Source organism: uncultured Ferrovibrio sp. (assembly GCF_937960835.1).
Classification (GTDB): domain Bacteria; phylum Pseudomonadota; class Alphaproteobacteria; order Ferrovibrionales; family Ferrovibrionaceae; genus Ferrovibrio.
Map to the genome: position 1 here is coordinate 78,719 of NZ_CALGPC010000020.1, position 16,608 is coordinate 95,326.

Consider the following 16,608-nt stretch of genomic DNA (forward strand, 5'->3'; position numbering starts at 1 on the left):
CCTGCATCAGCCTTTCGCTGCCTCAATGCGCGCCCTGCGGCTTTTTGCCCGGGGCGGCTGCGTTGTCGCCACGCAGCGCACGCCCTAGCTTTGCGGTGCCCCGCTCTATTGAGGAGAGCTCCGCATGGCTGGAATCGCTCTTGAATCCTTCTTCATTGTTCTGCGTGAGGGGCTGGAGGCGCTGCTCGTCATCGCCGCGCTGTCAGCCTTTCTGCTGCGGGCCGGCGAGGGCCATCGCCGCCGGGCGCTGGCCTGGGGCGCCGGGCTGGCGCTGATCGCCAGTATCGTCATGGCCTGGATCTTCATGATTTTCTTTGACGGCGCGCATGACGATCTGACCGAGGCCATCGTGATGGGCATTGCCGCCGCGCTGATGCTCTATGTCAGCGGCTGGCTGTGGCTGCGGCAGAATCCGGCAGTCTGGAACCGCTATCTGCAAAGGCAGGCTGATCGGGCGCTGGCCGCCGATGCGCCATGGATGCTGGCCGGGATCGCATTCCTCGCCGTATTCCGCGAAGGGGCGGAAACGATCCTGTTTTTGCATGCCGTGATCGGCGATGCCGCGCATGGCTTCCAGGCGATGCTGGCGGGGCTGCTGGCCGCCATCTTCGCGCTTGGCATCATTTATGCGGTCATGACGCGGCTGGCGCTGCAACTGCCGCTGCGGCCGGTCTTCATGGCGACCTCCGCCATTCTCTTCCTGCTGGGCCTGCGCTTCATCGGCCAGGCCATGCTGGAACTGCAGGAGATCGGCGCCGTGTCCTATACCGATATTGGCCTGCCGGCCTGGGCGGTGCAGGCCGGATTCAATCCGACCATCGAGGCGATTGCCATGCAGCTCGTGCTGCTGTTCGGCGCCGGGCTGGGCGCGGTTCTGCATGCGCGCAACCGGCCGCGCGGCAGCGGCCATTCCCAGGACAACGCCCGGACGCCCCGGACGGAAGCAGCCTGAAGCTGGCTGCTGACATGAACGCATAGAAAAGCCGGCAGGACAGTCCTGCCGGCTTTATTTTCTGATCGGACTAAATACGGGGACGGTCAGCCGAGGATCGACTGCAGCTTCATCGCCACGCCCATATTCCCCTTCACCTTCAGCTTGCCCATCATGAAGGCCGTGGTGGGATCGAGATCGCCGGCCACCAGCGATTTGAAATTGTCCATCGTAATCGCGATGGTGCAGTCGGCATCGTTGTCGTCATTGGTGACCGTGCCGGCGGGGCCATCGATGAAAATCTTGCCGTCGTCGCCGAAGTCGAACTTCACCGTGGCGTCGATTACGCCGGGCTTGACGCGCTGGCCCATCTGCTGAGTGATCTGGTCGAGCGACATGATGCCTCCGTGGCTCTATGATGTGTGTGGTCTTCGAAATTGACGCAACGTCAACGGATTTGCGGTGTTGCGGCACCCTATATTGACGTTAACGTAAGCGTCAAGTAGCGTCGACGCACAGCATAAAAACAACGCGCGGCACGAAGATGTTGCGTACAGGGAGTGAAAGCGCCGATGAGCGTTGCGCCAGAAGATGCTGCAGCTAATTCCGTAGCGGCGGGCCGGTACCGTTCTGTTTTCCGCGACGGTCTGTTTGATGGCCAGGTGATCATCGTAACCGGCGGCGGCTCAGGAATCGGCCGCTGCACCGCGCATGAACTGGCGCGGCTCGGCGCTAGCCTCGCGCTGATCGGCCGCAAGATCGACAAGCTGCAGGCCGTTGCGGAAGAACTGCGTGCCGATAATCCGGGCACGGCGGTTGAATGCCATTCCTGCGACATCCGCGAAGAAGAGCCGGTGCGCGATACCGTGGCGGCGATCCTGAAACGCTTCGGCCGCATCGACGGGCTGGTCAACAATGCCGGCGGGCAGTTCCCGGCGCCGCTGGCCCAGATCAGCCAGAAAGGCTGGGATGCCGTGGTGCGCAACAACCTCACCGGCGGTTTCCTGATGGCGCGGGAATGCTACACGCAATGGATGGCCGATCACGGCGGCGCCATCGTCAACATCGTCGCCGACATGTGGAACGGCATGCCGAATATGGGCCATTCGGGGGCGGCGCGCGCCGGCATGGTCAACTTCACCGAAACGGCGGCCTGCGAATGGGGCGTCTGCGGCGTGCGGGTCAATGCCGTGGCGCCGGGCTGGATCGCATCTTCCGGCATGGACACCTATCCCGACTGGATGAAGCCACTGATCCGTTCGATGCGCGACCATGTGCCGCTGCAGCGGCTGGGCACGGAAGCGGAAGTCTCGGCTGCCATCGTCTATCTGCTGTCGCCGGCAGCAAGCTTCATTTCCGGTGCGACCCTGCGCGTCGATGGCGGCGTGCCGAATGCGCGGCGGCATTATCCGCTGCCGCCGCACAAAAAATCCGAGGCCTTCAACGGCTTTCACCGCGCGGTGACGCCGAAGGTGCTGGAGGACTAGCCGTGGCGGTGATCCAGTCGCAGATCGACACGGGATCGGAAAGCTTCCGGCAGAACCGCGCCGATATGCTGGCGCTGATCGAACAGTTCCGCGCGCTGGAGCAGCGCGTGCGCGATACCTCGAATGCCCGCAAGGCGGTGTTCGAGAAGCGTGGTCAGCTCAGCCCGCGCGACCGCATCGCGCATCTGCTGGATCGCGGCGCGCCATTTCTGGAGATTTCGACGCTCTGCGGCTATCGCATGCATGACGACGATGGCGCCGAGAATATCATGGGCGGCGGCTTCATCGCCGGGATCGGCTATGTCTCCGGTATCCGCTGCCTGATCACGGCTTCCGACAGCGGCATCAAGGGCGGCACGATTGCGCCGATGGGCTTGCGCAAAAGCCTGCGTGCGCAGGAAATCGCGCTGGTCAACAAGCTGCCCATTGTCAATCTGGTCGAATCCGGCGGCGCCAATCTCAATTACCAGGCAGAAATTTTCGTCGATGGCGGCCGCGGCTTCGCCAATCAGGCACGGCTTTCGGCTGCCGGCATTCCGCAGATCACCGTGGTGCATGGCTCCAGCACGGCCGGCGGCGCCTATGTGCCGGGCATGAGCGACTATGTCGTGGTGGTGAAGAACCGGGCCAAGATCTTTCTGGCCGGGCCGCCCTTGCTGAAATCCGCCACCGGCGAGATCGCCACCGACGAGGAGCTCGGCGGCGCCGAGATGCATACCCATGTCTCGGGCGTCGCCGAATATCTGGCCGAGGACGATGCCGATGCGCTGCGCATCGCGCGCGAAATCTGCGCCCGCCTGCCCTGGAAGGAACGCGGACCGCAGCTTGCGACAAAATCCTGGCGGCCGCCGCGCTACGATATCGATGAGCTGTGCGGCATCGTGCCGGTGGATTACCGCAAGCCTTACGATGTGCGCGAGGTGATTGCGCGCCTGGTGGATGACAGCGATTTCACCGAGTTCAAGCCCATCTGGGGCCGCCATACGGTGGTGGGGCAGGCCGCCATCGAAGGCGAGGCCATCGGTATCATCGGCAATAACGGCCCTATCGATACCGAGGGCGCTGCGAAGGCCGCGCAGTTCATCCAGCTTTGCGACCAGGCTGACATGCCGCTGGTGTTCCTGCAGAACACGACCGGATACATGGTCGGCAAGGAGGCCGAGCGCGGCGGCATCGTCAAGCATGGCTCGAAGATGATCCAGGCGGTGACCAATGCGCGGGTGCCGAAGCTAACCCTGCATATCGGCGCGAGTTTCGGCGCGGGCAATTACGGCATGTGCGGCCGCGCCTACGATCCGCGCTTCATCTTCGCCTGGCCGAACAACCGCATCGCCGTCATGGGCCCGGAACAGGCCGCCGGCGTGCTGGCGATTGTCACGGAAGAGAAATTCCGCCGCGCGGGTCAGGAGATCGATCCGAAGGTGATCGAGGGCATGAAGGCCAAGGTGATCCAGAAGATGGAAGCCGAAAGCACGGCTTTGTTCGCCACTGCGCGGCTCTGGGATGACGGGCTGATCGATCCGCGCGATTCCCGCCGCGTGCTCGCCTTCTGCCTGAGCATCTGCCGTGAGGCGGATGCGCGGGTAACAAAAGAGAATGCCTTCGGGATTGCGCGAATGTGACGGCAGACCGCCATCCTGCAAAACGACCTGATAAAGAAGAGATAGGGACGAGGAGGAAACGATGGAATTCACCGAGGAGCATGAAAGCCTGCGGCGCAACCTGATCCGGTTCATCGACACCGAAATCAACCCTTATGTCGACGAATGGGAAAGGGAAGGCGCCTTTCCGGCCCATGAACTGTTCAAGAAGATGGGCAATCTCGGCTTCCTCGGCATCAACAAGCCGGTGGAATATGGCGGGCTGGGCCTCGATTACTCCTATCAGATGGTGATGATCGAGGCGCTGGGCCATATCAATTGCGGCGGCGTGCCGATGGGCATCGGCGTGCAGACCGATATGGGCACGCCAGCATTGGCGCGCTATGGCTCGGACGAATTGCGCAAGGAATTCCTCGCGCCGGCCATTGCCGGCGATCAGGTGGTCTGCCTCGGCGTTTCGGAAGTCGGCGCGGGCTCGGATGTCGCCGCGATCAAGACCACGGCGCGCAAGGATGGCGGCGATTACGTCATCAATGGCGGCAAGATGTGGACCACCAACGGCACGCAGGCCGACTGGATGTGCCTGCTGGCCAATACCGGCGACGGACCGATCCATCAGAACAAGTCGCTGTTCTGCCTGCCAATGAAGACCAAGGGTGTGCAGATCGCCCGCAAGCTCGACAAGATGGGCATGCGCTCCTCCGATACGGCGCAGGTTTTCTTCGACGATGTGCGCATCCCGCAGCGCTATCTGATCGGCCAGGAAGGCCATGGCTTCGTCTATCAGATGCAGCAGTTCCAGGAAGAGCGCCTGTGGTGCGCCTTCTCATCCCTGCTTGCCTTCGATCGCCATATCGACGAGACGATCGAATACACCCGCCAGCGCAAGGCCTTCGGCCAGTCGATCCTCGACAATCAGGTGGTGCATTTCCGCCTGGCCGAACTGAAGACGGAAGTCGAGCTGCTGCGTTCGATCAGCTACCGCGCCGCCGATCTGATGCTGAAGGGCGAGGATGTCACCATGCTGGCCTCGATGGCCAAGCTGAAGGCCGGCCGCCTGGCGCGCGAGATCACTGATGCCTGCCTGCAATATTACGGCGGCATGGGTTTCATGAACGAAACCCCCATCAGCCGCGCCTATCGCGACAGCCGCCTTGCCTCCATCGGTGGTGGCGCGGATGAAATCATGCTGGGGATCATTTCGAAATACATGGGCATCCTGCCGGGGAAGAGGAAGTAAGGCTACAGAAGACAGCATGACACATACCCTTACCTTCCCATCCTCCCTCTTCCGCTGGCGGAAGAAAGAGGAGCTTGCTGCAAAGCGGCGGGAAGGTGAGAGGATCGACGGATAAGAGGCTGGCTAGCGTGAGCGCCTTCGACACCATCCTGATTGCCAATCGCGGCGAGATTGCCTGCCGGATCATCCGCTCGGCCAGGGCCTTGGGCTATCGCACGGTGGCGGTCTATTCCGAGGCCGATGCCGGCGCGCCGCATTGTGAGCAGGCCGATCTTGCCACCTGCATCGGGCCGGCAGAGGCGAAGCAAAGCTATCTGAATGCCGAGGCGATCATCGCCGCTGCAAAACGAACCGGCGCGCAGGCCGTGCATCCGGGCTATGGCTTCCTGTCGGAGAATGCGGCATTCGCCGAAGCCTGCGCCAGGGCAGGCCTTGTCTTCATCGGGCCGCCGGCATCCGCCATTGCCGCGATGGGCAACAAGGCCGCCGCCAAGCGACGCATGATCGAGGCGGGCGTGCCCTGCGTGCCGGGTTATCAGGGTGAGGATCAATCCGATGAGGCATTGCTGCGCGAAGCTGAAAGGATCGGCCTGCCGGTGATGGTCAAGGCGGCTGCCGGCGGCGGCGGCCGTGGCATGCGCCTGGTGCAGGACAAGGCTGCGCTGCTGCCGGCGATCCAGGCGGCGCGCTCGGAAGCTGAGAATGCCTTCGGCTCGGGCGAGCTGATCCTGGAAAAGGCCGTCATTGATGGCCGCCATATCGAGATCCAGGTCTTTGCCGACAGTCACGGCCATGTGATCCATCTGGGCGAGCGCGATTGCTCGGTGCAGCGGCGGCATCAGAAGGTGGTCGAGGAAGCGCCGTCGCCGGCAGCGGATGCCGCGCTGCGCAGCCGGATGGGCGAGGCTGCGGTGGCGGCGGCCAAGGCCATCGGCTATGTCGGCGCGGGCACGGTGGAATTCCTGCTCGATGCCGATGGGCGCAGCTTCTATTTCCTGGAAATGAATACGCGCCTGCAGGTCGAGCATCCAGTCACCGAGATGGTCACCGGCCTGGATCTGGTGGCGCTGCAGATCCGCGTTGCCGCCGGCGAGGCTTTGCCGCTGAAGCAGGATGAGGCCGTGCTGACCGGCCATGCCATCGAAACCCGTCTTTATGCCGAAGCGCCGCATCAGGGCTTCCTGCCGCAAAGCGGTTTGCTGGCCGCGTGGCAGCCGCCGGAAGGCCTTGGCATCCGTGTCGATCATGGTTTGCGCGCCGGGCAGACGATCACGCCGCATTACGATCCGATGATCGCCAAGATCATCGCTTACGGTCTGACGCGCGACGAAGCCCGCCGCCGCCTGATCGCGGCGCTGGAACGCACGGTGGCCTTGGGGATCGAAACCAATCGCGGCTTTTTGATCGACCTTTTGAAGCATGAGGAATTCGCCGCCGGCCGCGCCAGCACGCGATTCATCCCGCAGCATTTCGCCGCGCCCGCCAGACCGGCCGCGGACGACGGGCTGCTGGCTGCAGCCGCGCTGCTCTGGTTCGAGCATAGCGCCGCTTCACTGGGTCATGATCCGGCGCGTGCCTGGTCGTCCACCGGCCGCATGGCCTGGCCGCTGCTGCTGGATGACGGGCAGGCGAAGCGCAAGCTGCAGATCGCCACGCTGGGGCCGGACCGCTATCAGGTGGAGGACAAGCTTCTGCATGTTGTGCAGCGCCGGCCTGATGCGCTGCGCGTCGCCATCGACGGCACCGAATGCGATATCGCCTATTGCTTCGTCGGCGATGACCTGCATCTGGCGTCGGGTGGGGCGGATCTGACCTGCCGCGATGTGACCTATCAGCTGCCCGGCGCGGCGGAGGCCGCTGCCGAACGGGAACTGCGCGCGCCGATGAATGGCAAGATCGTCGCCGTGCTGGCGGCGGAAGGCGATAAGGTGAAGAAGGGCCAGCGCATCGTGGTGCTGGAAGCAATGAAGATGCAGCATGAAATGGTGGCGCGCGCCGATGCGGTGATCGACAAGCTGCCGGTCAAGGTTGGCGATCAGGTGGCCAGCCGGCAGTTGCTGGCGGCGCTTACGCCAAATGAGGTGGCAAAACAGCCATGACCGAAACCGCGATTGCCACGGTGCGGCCGATCACCGAGCAGGATGCCGACTCCTACCGCGCCTGTCTCGACCGCGTTGCGCAGGAGCGCATGTATCTTGCTTTCACCGAGGCGCCCTCGGCCGAGCAGGCGCGCTTCTTCGTCAAGGCGATGATCCAGCGCGACCTGCCTTTTGTCGTCGCAGTGGACGGCAGCAATACCGTCGTCGGCTGGTGCGACATTCATGTGCCGCCGCCCAATCCGCTGCGGCCCGGCTTCCAGCATGCCGGTCAGCTCGGCATGGGGCTGGATCGCGGCTTCCGCGGCAAGGGGCTGGGCACGAAGATGATGCGGGTCTGCTTCGACTGGGCGCAGCGCATCGGCCTGGAACGCATAGAGCTGCAGGTCTATGCCAGCAATACCGGCGCGATTGCGCTGTACCGCAAATTCGGTTTTGTCACCGAAGGCGTGCGCGTGCGGGCGCGCAAGCTCGACAATCATTACGACGATATCGTGATCATGGCGCGGCTGCGGCCGCCATCGCAGGGATGACGCCGTAGGGAAACCATATCCATGCTCGCCAAGTCGCCCTATTACACGCCCGATCACGAAGCCTTCCGCGATCAGCTGCGGCGCTTCGTGGCAAAAGAGATCGAGCCTTTCGCCGATCAATGGGACGAGGCCGGCGAATTCCCCCGCGAGCTTTACAAAAAGGCGGCTGAGATCGGCCTGCTGCAGCTCAACTTCCCGGAAGAGTACGGCGGCATCAAAGCCGACCGCTTCTACGCCATCATCGCCGGCCAGGAACTGGCGCGGGCAGGCTCCGGCGGCGTGGCGGCCAGCCTGATGAGCCATACCATCGGCGCGCCGCCGATTGCCAAGCTGGGCTCGGGCCGTCTGAAGGAAAAGGTGCTGCGCCCCGTGCTGGCGGGCGAGAAGATTTCCGCCCTGGCGATTACCGAACCCGGCGGCGGCTCGGATGTCGCCAATCTGAAGACGACGGCCAGGCGCGATGGCGATCATTATATCGTGCGCGGCGAAAAGACCTTCATCACCTCCGGCATGCGCGCGGATTTCTATACCGTGGCGGTGCGCACCGGCGGGCCGGGCATGGGGGGCATCTCGCTGCTGCTGATCGAGCGCGACACGCCGGGCTTCACCCGCACGCCGCTGAAGAAGATGGGCTGGTGGGCCTCCGACACGGCGACGCTGCATTTTGACGATTGCCGCGTGCCGGTTGAAAACCTGATCGGCGCCGAGAATGCCGGCTTCATGGGCATCATGCTCAACTTCAATGACGAACGCCTGTCGCTGGCGGCCTCGTCGATCGGCTTTGCGCGCACGGCCTATGAGGAAGCGGTGGCCTATGCCCGGCTGCGCGAGACCTTCGGCAAGCCGCTGATCAGGCATCAGGTGGTGCGGCACAAGCTGGTCGACATGGCGCAGCGCATTGAAGCGAGCCAGGCCATGCTGGAGCGCATTGCCTGGGCGCTCGATCAGGGCGAAAGCCCGATTGCCGAACTATGCATGCTGAAAAACCAGGCGACACAGACCATGGCTTTCTGTGCCTCTGAAGCCGTGCAGATTTTCGGCGGCGCGGGCTACATGCGCGGCGCCAAGGTCGAGCGCATCTATCGAGAGGTGAAGGTCAACGCCATCGGCGGCGGCGCCGAGGAGATCATGAAGGATCTGGCAAGCCGTCAGCTGGGGTGGTGACGTCCTTCTCGAAGACGTCCGGGCTTCTCAAACGAGGGCTGGGCCATCTGGATGCTCGCGATTGGATAGTGCTCTTTGAGCCATATTCCTTTATGCGGGTGCGTCTGCCTGGACGGCCGGAATGCTCGGCATCCATCAGCCAGACGCCATCGGCCGCACCGCGGTCAGCATGACCGCCCCACCTGCTCTGCATCGGACGGCGACAGCAGGTGAGTGAAGAAGGCAGCCATCGAGGAATTGTCCGCCGACAATTCGAGGCTGGTTTTATCAGGGCCGGCGGCCTAGAACGAAAAGGTCCGTTTCGGAGTTCATATTATGCAGATGTCCAATATTCCCTTCGGCACCACCGACTGGTCGAAGATCGAGCCGACCTATCACAAGGGCGAGACCGGCCAGGCGATCTGGCGCACCCAGACCTTTGGCAATATCCGCGTGCGCATGGTGGAGTACACGCCGAATTACTTGGCCGACCACTGGTGCGTGAAAGGCCATATCCTTCTGGTGCTGGAAGGCGAGCTGACCACCGAGCTGGAAGACGGCCGCGTCTTCGTGCTCAAGCCCGGCCAGTCCTATCAGGTGGCCGACAATGCCGAGCCGCATCGCTCGCGCACCGGCCCGGCCGGCGCCAAGCTGTTCATCGTCGACTGAGCCGCAATGGCGCAGCAGCGGGTCAGCGAAGTCGAATCGTCCTATGCCTGGTTCAGGCTGATCGCTGCTGTGCTCATCGGCATCATCGGCGGCGTCGGCATGTGGTCGATCGTCGTCATCATGCCGGTGGTGCAGGCCGAGTTCGGCATCGACCGCGCCGATGCCTCGCTGCCTTACACGATGATGATGATCGGGCTGCTCTTCGGCGCCGTTGTCATGGGGCGGCTGGCCGACCGGCACGGCATTTTCGTGCCTCTGGTCATCGGCGCCAGCGCGATTGCGCTCGGCTATGTGCTCTCCGCCTTTGCCGGCGGCATCATCAGCTTCACCATCGCCTATGGCCTGCTGATCGGCATGATGGGCGGCTCGGCCATGTTCGCGCCCCTGATCGCCGATACCTCGCTGTGGTTCACGCGCCATCGCGGGCTGGCCATCGGGCTTTGCGCCAGCGGCAATTACTTCTCCGGCACGCTCTGGCCACCGGTGATCGAGCATTTCGTCGCCGCCGAGGGCTGGCGCGCCACACATATCGGCATCGGTCTGTTCTGCATTGCCACCATCCTGCCTCTGGCGCTGGCCCTGCGCCGCCGGCCGCCTGTGCAGGATTTTGCTGCCGGCACCAGCGGCGGAATGCAGCCTGGCGGTGGCGATCCGGCGCGGCCGCTCGGCTTGCCGATCAATCTGGTGCAGGCGCTGCTGATGATTGCAGGCCTGAGCTGCTGCGTCGCGATGTCGATGCCGCAGGTGCATATCGTCGCCTATTGCGTCGATCTCGGTTACGGCCCGGCACGCGGCGCGGAAATGCTGTCGCTGATGCTGGCTTTCGGCATCGTCAGCCGGCTGGCCTCGGGCTGGATTCTCGACCGCATCGGCGGACTGGCGACCTTGCTGCTCGGCTCGGTGCTGCAGGCGATTGCGCTGGCCTTCTACATTCCCTTCGATGGACTGGCGTCGCTCTACATCATCTCGGCGATGTTCGGTCTGGTGCAAGGCGGGATCGTGCCGAGTTATGCTTTCATCGTGCGGGAGCTTTTTCCTGCCAGCCAGGCGGGTTTGCGCATCAGTCTCGCGATTTCCGCCACGCTCGGCGGCATGGCTCTGGGCGGCTGGGTATCGGGCGCGATCTTCGATGCGACCGGATCGTATCAGGCGGCGATGATGAACGGCGTCGCGTGGAATATCGTCAATGCGGTGATTGCAGCATGGCTGCTTACCCGGCAGATGCGATTGCGGCCGGCGGCACGCGCAAGTTAGCAACACCACATCGGTGCGATTGTGCGCCGATCCACACATTCCGACTTCGCATGATGTCTGAACAAAACATCATATCTGCGACCCTTTGCCTCAGGGCGATTTCAGTGTGAGTTTCCCGCGTTACCCCTAACGAAACAAAACGGGCGAGGTCTGCGCAAAAGCGCACGTTGTGGTTGATCATGTTACTCATGTGTTGAGCTGACGCTATCGGCGATCGCCGAAATGGCGATCAGCCTCTCACATCTCCCGCACGTAGCCTGCATCCCGCGCCCTGCAACCAGGGTTTCCCATGCACTTCCTAGACAATGTAAAAATCCGCACGCGAATCCTCGCGACACTCATCCTCATGGGCGCAGGCCTTTGCGTTGTCGGCTGGCTCGGCGTCAACGCCATCCAGACCTATGACGAACGCCTGGGAGATCTGAACGCCGCCGCCCATCGCGCGCAGCTCGCGCAGAAATACAATTCCGCCGTTCTCTCCGTGGTGATGGATTCGCGCGGCATCTATCACGCCAGCGACGTAAAAGAGGCACAGCGCTTCGCCAAGCCTTTGCTGGAAGAGCTGGCCTGGATGGAAAAGAACCTGCCGGCCTATGAGGCGTCCCAGAAGCCGGAACATCGCGCCGAATTCCAGCAGCAGAAGAAAACGATTGCCGATTTCGTCGCCTTCCGCCGCGAACTGGCCCGCATCGGCACCGAGGTCGGCCCGGTGGAAGCCGACAAGTTCGGCAACAACGACACCAACCGTGCGAACCGCCAGATGCTGAACAAGGCGCTGGTCGAAGCGGTGGCGCGCAGCGACGAGGAACTGAATGCCATCTCGTCGGAACTGCATAACTTCAAGTCCGAGCAGATGAACCTCATCCTCGCCCTGTCCGCCTGGTGCTGCTGGTCTCATTCGGCGCTGGCCTAGCTTTGGCGGCCTTCATCATTTCGCGCCCGATTGCGCGCCTTGTGTCCGGCATGGAAACGCTTGCCGGCGGCGATACGAGAGTGGAAGTATTCGGCGTCGGCCGCGGCGATGAGATCGGCGTCATGGCCAAAACCGTGCAGGTCTTCAAGGACAACATGATCGCCCGCGAGAAGGCCGAGGCTGACATCGCCCGGCAGCGCGAGGAGAATGAGCGGCAGCGTGCCGCCCGCGAAGCCCGCGAGCGCAAGGCGATCGAGGAAATCTCTGCGCTTTGCGAGAAGGCGGTGGCCGGTGATCTGTCGATGCGCATCGACGAGAACGGCAAGGAAGGTTTTCTGCTGACCATCAGCCAGCGCCTGAACGGCCTGACCGCCATGCTGCAGCAGATGACCAGCGAAATGGCGAAGATCACCTCCGCGATGGCCGAGGGCGACCTGACCAATTCGATCCGTGGCAATTATCACGGCGTGTTCGGCACGCTGAAGGACAGCGTCAACGCGATGGCGGCCAAGCTGCGCGACTTTGCCGGCAAGCTGAACGAAAGCTCGCAACTGGTCAAAAGTGCAGCAGCCGAGATCGCGGCCGGCAGCCAGGATCTGGCGCAGCGCACAGAATCGCAGGCCGCCAGTATCGAAGAGACGGCTGCCTCCATGCACGAAATCACCACGACGGTGAAGCAGAATGCCGACAATGCTGCCGCCGCCAACCAGCTTGCCTCGGTGGCCCGCGAGGCCGCCAACAAGGGCGGCGCGGTGATGGGCGACGTGGTGCGCGCCATGGAGGGGATCGAGGCTTCGGCCAGCAAGATCAGCGAGATCGTCGGCATGATCGACGAGATCGCCTTCCAGACCAACCTGCTGGCGCTCAATGCAAGTGTTGAGGCCGCACGTGCGGGTGAAGCCGGCAAGGGCTTTGCAGTGGTGGCGCAGGAGGTGCGCGCGCTGGCGCAGCGCTCGGCCAATGCCTCGAAGGAGATCAAGACGCTGATCACCACCTCGAACGGTCAGGTGCGCGAAGGCGGCCAGCTTGTGGCGCAAGCCGGCTCCAGCCTGCAGGACATCGTCGGCGCGGTGAAGAAGGTCTCCGATATCGTGGCCGAGATCGCGGCCGCCAGCCGCGAGCAGGCCACCGGTCTGGAGCAGATCAACACGGCTGTGGGCCAGATGGACGAAACCACGCAGCGCAACGGCGCCCTGGTCGAGCAGACCTCGGCGGCGGCGCAGTCGATGTCGCAGCAGGCGGATCAGCTGATGGAGCTGGTCAGCTTCTTCCGTACCGGCGCGACGGTAACGCCGATCCGTCCGCAAGCGGTGGAAAAGCCCATCCCGCAGTCGAAGCCTGTTTCCCAGCCGAAGCCTGTGGCCGCAGCGGCCCCGGCCAAGCTCAAGGCCATGCCCGCTCCGGCGCCGAAGCAGGCCGTTCCGGCGGCCCTGCAATATGAAGAGGACGCAGACTGGCAGGAGTTCTGACCATGGACCGGTTTGACGCCCTGCTGATCAATGTCGGCAATCAGACCTATGCCTTGCCGCTGCTGCAGATCCAGGAGATCCGCGGCTGGACGGCGATGACGGGGCTGCCGAATACGGATGCGTCCTGCCTTGGCGTGCTGAATCTGCGCGGCAATGTGCTGCCGGTATTCGATGCCCGGCGCATCCTGGGCAAGCCGGCGCCGGAGCCGCGGCCGCAGGACGTCATCGTGGTTGCGGTGATGGAAGACAAGCCGTTCGGTCTTCTGGTGGACGGCGTGTCCGATATCGTCGAGATCGACGGCGGCAGCATCACCCGCTCAGGCGAGGAGGCCTGGTCGTCGCATCTGGTCGAAGGCATCGCCCGGGTGGGCGAGCAGCTCGTGCCGCTGCTCAGTCTGCATAGCCTCGCCGGCGAGAAATTGTCGGCGCTGCCTGCCGCAGCATGACGATGTGAAAAGCAAGATGGGCCGGCTGATCATGCCGGCCCATTTTTTTGTGCTGGATTTCTTAGCTGATCAGGCGGCGATCAAGGTCGAAGGGCCGGATACCGCAACATCGGGATCGATGATCCAGTCGCGATGGACCAGCCGGTCGTTGAAGTCGGAGCGGATCATGCCGAAGAAGGCACGCTCGTCGAAGGGATAGGCCGGGAAGGTCTGGCCTGCCAGCGCCATGTTGATGCTGCCCTGATGGTACAGCGGCAGATAAAGCCGGCAGGTGATCGCTGTCGTTTCGGGATCGATGCGGAATTCGCTCTCGGTATAGATCGGTCGGCCGGTATCGCGCATGCGGCGATACATCTCTTCCAGTCGCTGGCGATATTGCGGGCCCGAAAGCTCGTCCAGCCAGTAACCGGTGAAATCCGATCCATAGCGCGCGCAGATCGCGGTGCCGACCAGACGATAACGGACGCGCGGTATTGGGCCGTGCAGTTCGACCAGCAGAAGGTGCGGCAGGACCGCGCGCGGCATGTCGATCGGATCGATATCGCGCCGATCCGGAACGGGGCGGCCGTTACGGCGGCCGTTCCAGTAATTATAGAGCTGCAGGAGCAGCGGATCGGCGATGTGAGCGGTCATGGGGGATACTACTGGCGAGCACAACTAGGGCGATCTTTTAGCACTCAAGCCCCGCTCGCACAGCTAAAATTCCGTTCACGGAAAACCTCAGTTTTCCATCAATTTCGAGTCGAAAATTTTATTCACGGAATCTTTTGTAAAAGGCGCATTTCAAGGAGAGACAAGGCGAATGCCCTGCCAGCCTAATCTTTCGATTTCAGCGGAATTCAGGCCAGCCTGATTATGCTAGGCTGGCCTTGCCGTTCTTGCCCGCTTCCAGACCGCCGCCCGGCGCCGACTGGGCCGAGGTCAGATCGGGCCGCTTGTCGGCGCGCAGGCGCGTTGCCGTCAACTCGCCGGTCTGTTCCAGGATCGGATAGGCCACGGCAGTGAGATGGCTGTTGATGCGCTTGAGATCGCGGATCACGTCGAGATGGATCGCGCTGGTCTCAATGCTTTCGGCGCGGCCTTCGCGGATGCGCTGATAATGATGTTCGGCGGCAAGCTGCTCGGCCTCGCGCAAAGCGGCCTTCTCCTGCAGCAGCTGGCGCGCCAGTTTCGGATCGCCGGCCATGAACAGGTTGCAGGCCATCTGCAGGTTGGCGGCGACGCGGCGATGGAAGTCGGTCAGTTCGGCCAGGCCTTCCTTGGAGAAGGTCAGCTTGTTCTTGATCTTCTTCTGCGCCAGCTCCATCAGATTCTTGTCGATGATGTCGCCGATATGCTCCAGATTGGTGGTGAAGGTGAGCACGTCGACATAGCGGCGGCTCTCCGCCTCGTCCATGCCGTGCTTGGACAGTTCGGTCAGATACAGCTTGATCGCCTCGTGCAGGCGGTCGACGCTGTCATCGCTCTGCTCGACCGCCTTGGCCAGCTTGGCGTCGTCGCGGGTGAACACCGTCATCGTCTGGTTCAGCATCTGTGCGACGATGTCGCTCATGCGCAGGGTTTCGCGCGCAGCGGCCGCCAGCGCGACGCTCGGCGTATCGAGTGCCGATTCATCCAGATAGCGCGGAGCGAAGACAGCCGATTCCTTGGCATCGGGCATTAGCCGCTTCGCCAGCTTATCCAGCAGCGTGACGAAGGGCAGGAAGATCACGGCGACAGCAAGGTTGTAGGCAGTATGCGCGTTCACTGCCATGCGGGCGCCATCCCCGCCCGCATAGGCCAGCCAGTGCGGCAACTGGTCGATAAATGGCAGCAGGGCTAGCGTGGCGATCACGCGGGTGAGCAGGTTGGCGAGCTGGGCGCGGCGTGCCGCAGGTGGTTGACCGGTGCTGGCCACCAACGGCGAGATCGCGGTGCCGATATTGGCGCCGATCACAAGCGCCACTGCCAGCGTGGCATCCACCGTGCCGGCCTTGGCCAGCGAGGCGGCCAGCAGCACAGTGGCGAGGCTGGCATGGCTCAGCCAGGTCAGCAGAGCGAACAGCAGCACGCCAAGGACCGGCTCTCGTTCCAGCGGTAGCAGGATGGCGGCAAGGCCCGGCGCGTCACGTAGAGGCGCAGAAGCGCCGATGATCATTTCCAGCGACAGCAGCATAAGGCCGATGCCGATGCCGAGCCGGCCGACATGGCGCGGCATGCCGCTTTCGGCGGCGAAGAAACCAATCACGCCGAGGATAATGCAGAGCGGCCCGAGCCAGTGCAGGTCGAGCGACAGGTATTGCGCAGTGATCGAGGTGCCGATGCCCGCGCCCAGCAGTACGGCGATCGCGGCCCCGCCGGCCAGCAGGCCGCGGCCGGCAAAGGAAGACACGATCATTGCCGTGGCCGTGCTCGATTGCAGCAGCGCGGTTACCCCGATACCGGCGACGAAGGCCTGTAGGCGGTTGCGCATTGCATGGCCCAGATAACGGCGCAGCTGAGCGCCGAAGGCTCGGGTCATGCCGGTGCGCACCATGCGCACGCCCCATAGAAGCAGGGCGACGCCGGCGACAAGGTTGAGCAGAAGTTCGGTCGCGCCGTGTTCGGTCATCGGTTGGCCCCCCGGCCAAGGCGCGGACGAACGAGGGGCTGCGCCATGCCAAAGCCGTCCGGGTCAGGGTCAGGATTTTGTAGGAAAAACATCAGCCTACAGCCTAAATTTAGATATGTTACAGAATCATTACAGCTAAATGACAAAAACCCCAACCCTTTTGTGGCCGGGATGTCAGCCGCTCAGAAAGGCAGTTAGTGCTCGCCAGTGTGCAGTCCACCCTGACCAGTCTTGGG

15 protein-coding genes are annotated in these 16,608 nt (G+C 63.2%); 12 read left to right on the forward strand and 3 right to left on the reverse strand.

Annotated features, from left to right (window positions below; all coding sequences use genetic code 11):
• Window positions 1–124 precede the first annotated feature (124 nt).
• Window positions 125–952, forward strand: a complete 828-nt coding sequence (locus Q0603_RS18630) for an FTR1 family protein (RefSeq protein ID WP_298728538.1) — start codon at window positions 125–127, stop codon at window positions 950–952.
• An 86-nt stretch (window positions 953–1,038) separates the two neighbouring features.
• On the opposite strand, the gene Q0603_RS18635 is transcribed toward Q0603_RS18630, so the two are convergent.
• Window positions 1,039–1,329, reverse strand: coding sequence for an SCP2 sterol-binding domain-containing protein (locus tag Q0603_RS18635; RefSeq protein ID WP_298728539.1), 291 nt, complete (start codon window positions 1,327–1,329; stop codon window positions 1,039–1,041).
• Window positions 1,330–1,503: 174 nt separating this feature from the next.
• Between Q0603_RS18635 and Q0603_RS18640 the strand changes: the two genes are divergently transcribed.
• The 11 genes from Q0603_RS18640 to Q0603_RS18690 all read left to right on the forward strand — a co-directional run bounded on the left by Q0603_RS18640 (window position 1,504) and on the right by Q0603_RS18690 (window position 13,782).
• The gene (locus Q0603_RS18640) at window positions 1,504–2,418 is read left to right on the forward strand and encodes an SDR family oxidoreductase (protein ID WP_298728541.1); all 915 of its coding nucleotides are present in this window, start codon (window positions 1,504–1,506) and stop codon (window positions 2,416–2,418) included.
• A 2-nt stretch (window positions 2,419–2,420) separates the two neighbouring features.
• Window positions 2,421–4,040: a carboxyl transferase domain-containing protein gene (locus Q0603_RS18645; RefSeq protein WP_298728543.1), complete on the forward strand. Its 1,620-nt coding sequence runs from the start codon at window positions 2,421–2,423 to the stop codon at window positions 4,038–4,040.
• 61 nt (window positions 4,041–4,101) lie between these two features.
• On the forward strand, window positions 4,102–5,259 hold the full coding sequence (locus Q0603_RS18650; protein WP_298728546.1) for an acyl-CoA dehydrogenase family protein: 1,158 nt from the start codon (window positions 4,102–4,104) through the stop codon (window positions 5,257–5,259).
• A gap of 128 nt (window positions 5,260–5,387) precedes the next feature.
• Window positions 5,388–7,358 (forward strand): acetyl-CoA carboxylase biotin carboxylase subunit, encoded by a 1,971-nt coding sequence (locus tag Q0603_RS18655; RefSeq protein WP_298728548.1) that lies wholly within the window; start codon window positions 5,388–5,390, stop codon window positions 7,356–7,358.
• The gene (locus Q0603_RS18660) at window positions 7,355–7,888 is read left to right on the forward strand and encodes a GNAT family protein (protein ID WP_298728549.1); all 534 of its coding nucleotides are present in this window, start codon (window positions 7,355–7,357) and stop codon (window positions 7,886–7,888) included. Before Q0603_RS18655 ends, Q0603_RS18660 begins: the two co-directional genes overlap by 4 nt.
• Before the next feature lie 21 nt (window positions 7,889–7,909).
• Window positions 7,910–9,052, forward strand: coding sequence for an acyl-CoA dehydrogenase family protein (locus Q0603_RS18665; protein ID WP_298728551.1), 1,143 nt, complete (start codon window positions 7,910–7,912; stop codon window positions 9,050–9,052).
• 315 nt (window positions 9,053–9,367) lie between these two features.
• Complete coding sequence (locus tag Q0603_RS18670) at window positions 9,368–9,700, forward strand: DHCW motif cupin fold protein (RefSeq protein ID WP_298728553.1); 333 nt, start codon at window positions 9,368–9,370, stop codon at window positions 9,698–9,700.
• A gap of 6 nt (window positions 9,701–9,706) precedes the next feature.
• Complete coding sequence (locus Q0603_RS18675; RefSeq protein WP_298728554.1) at window positions 9,707–10,954, forward strand: MFS transporter; 1,248 nt, start codon at window positions 9,707–9,709, stop codon at window positions 10,952–10,954.
• A gap of 289 nt (window positions 10,955–11,243) precedes the next feature.
• Entirely contained in the window at window positions 11,244–11,867 is a 624-nt protein-coding gene (locus Q0603_RS18680; RefSeq protein WP_298728555.1) for a Tar ligand binding domain-containing protein, read from the forward strand.
• Window positions 11,837–13,336 (forward strand): methyl-accepting chemotaxis protein, encoded by a 1,500-nt coding sequence (locus tag Q0603_RS18685; RefSeq protein WP_298728556.1) that lies wholly within the window; start codon window positions 11,837–11,839, stop codon window positions 13,334–13,336. Before Q0603_RS18680 ends, Q0603_RS18685 begins: the two co-directional genes overlap by 31 nt.
• A 2-nt stretch (window positions 13,337–13,338) precedes the next feature.
• Window positions 13,339–13,782: a chemotaxis protein CheW gene (locus Q0603_RS18690; RefSeq protein ID WP_298728558.1), complete on the forward strand. Its 444-nt coding sequence runs from the start codon at window positions 13,339–13,341 to the stop codon at window positions 13,780–13,782.
• A 69-nt stretch (window positions 13,783–13,851) separates the two neighbouring features.
• Here Q0603_RS18690 and Q0603_RS18695 read toward each other — a convergent pair whose 3' ends face one another.
• Together Q0603_RS18695 and Q0603_RS18700 are read right to left on the reverse strand one after the other, a co-directional pair.
• Window positions 13,852–14,415: a PAS domain-containing protein gene (locus tag Q0603_RS18695; protein WP_298728560.1), complete on the reverse strand. Its 564-nt coding sequence runs from the start codon at window positions 14,413–14,415 to the stop codon at window positions 13,852–13,854.
• Window positions 14,416–14,635: 220 nt separating this feature from the next.
• Window positions 14,636–16,372, reverse strand: a complete 1,737-nt coding sequence (locus Q0603_RS18700) for a Na/Pi cotransporter family protein (protein WP_298728562.1) — start codon at window positions 16,370–16,372, stop codon at window positions 14,636–14,638.
• Window positions 16,373–16,608 lie beyond the last annotated feature (236 nt).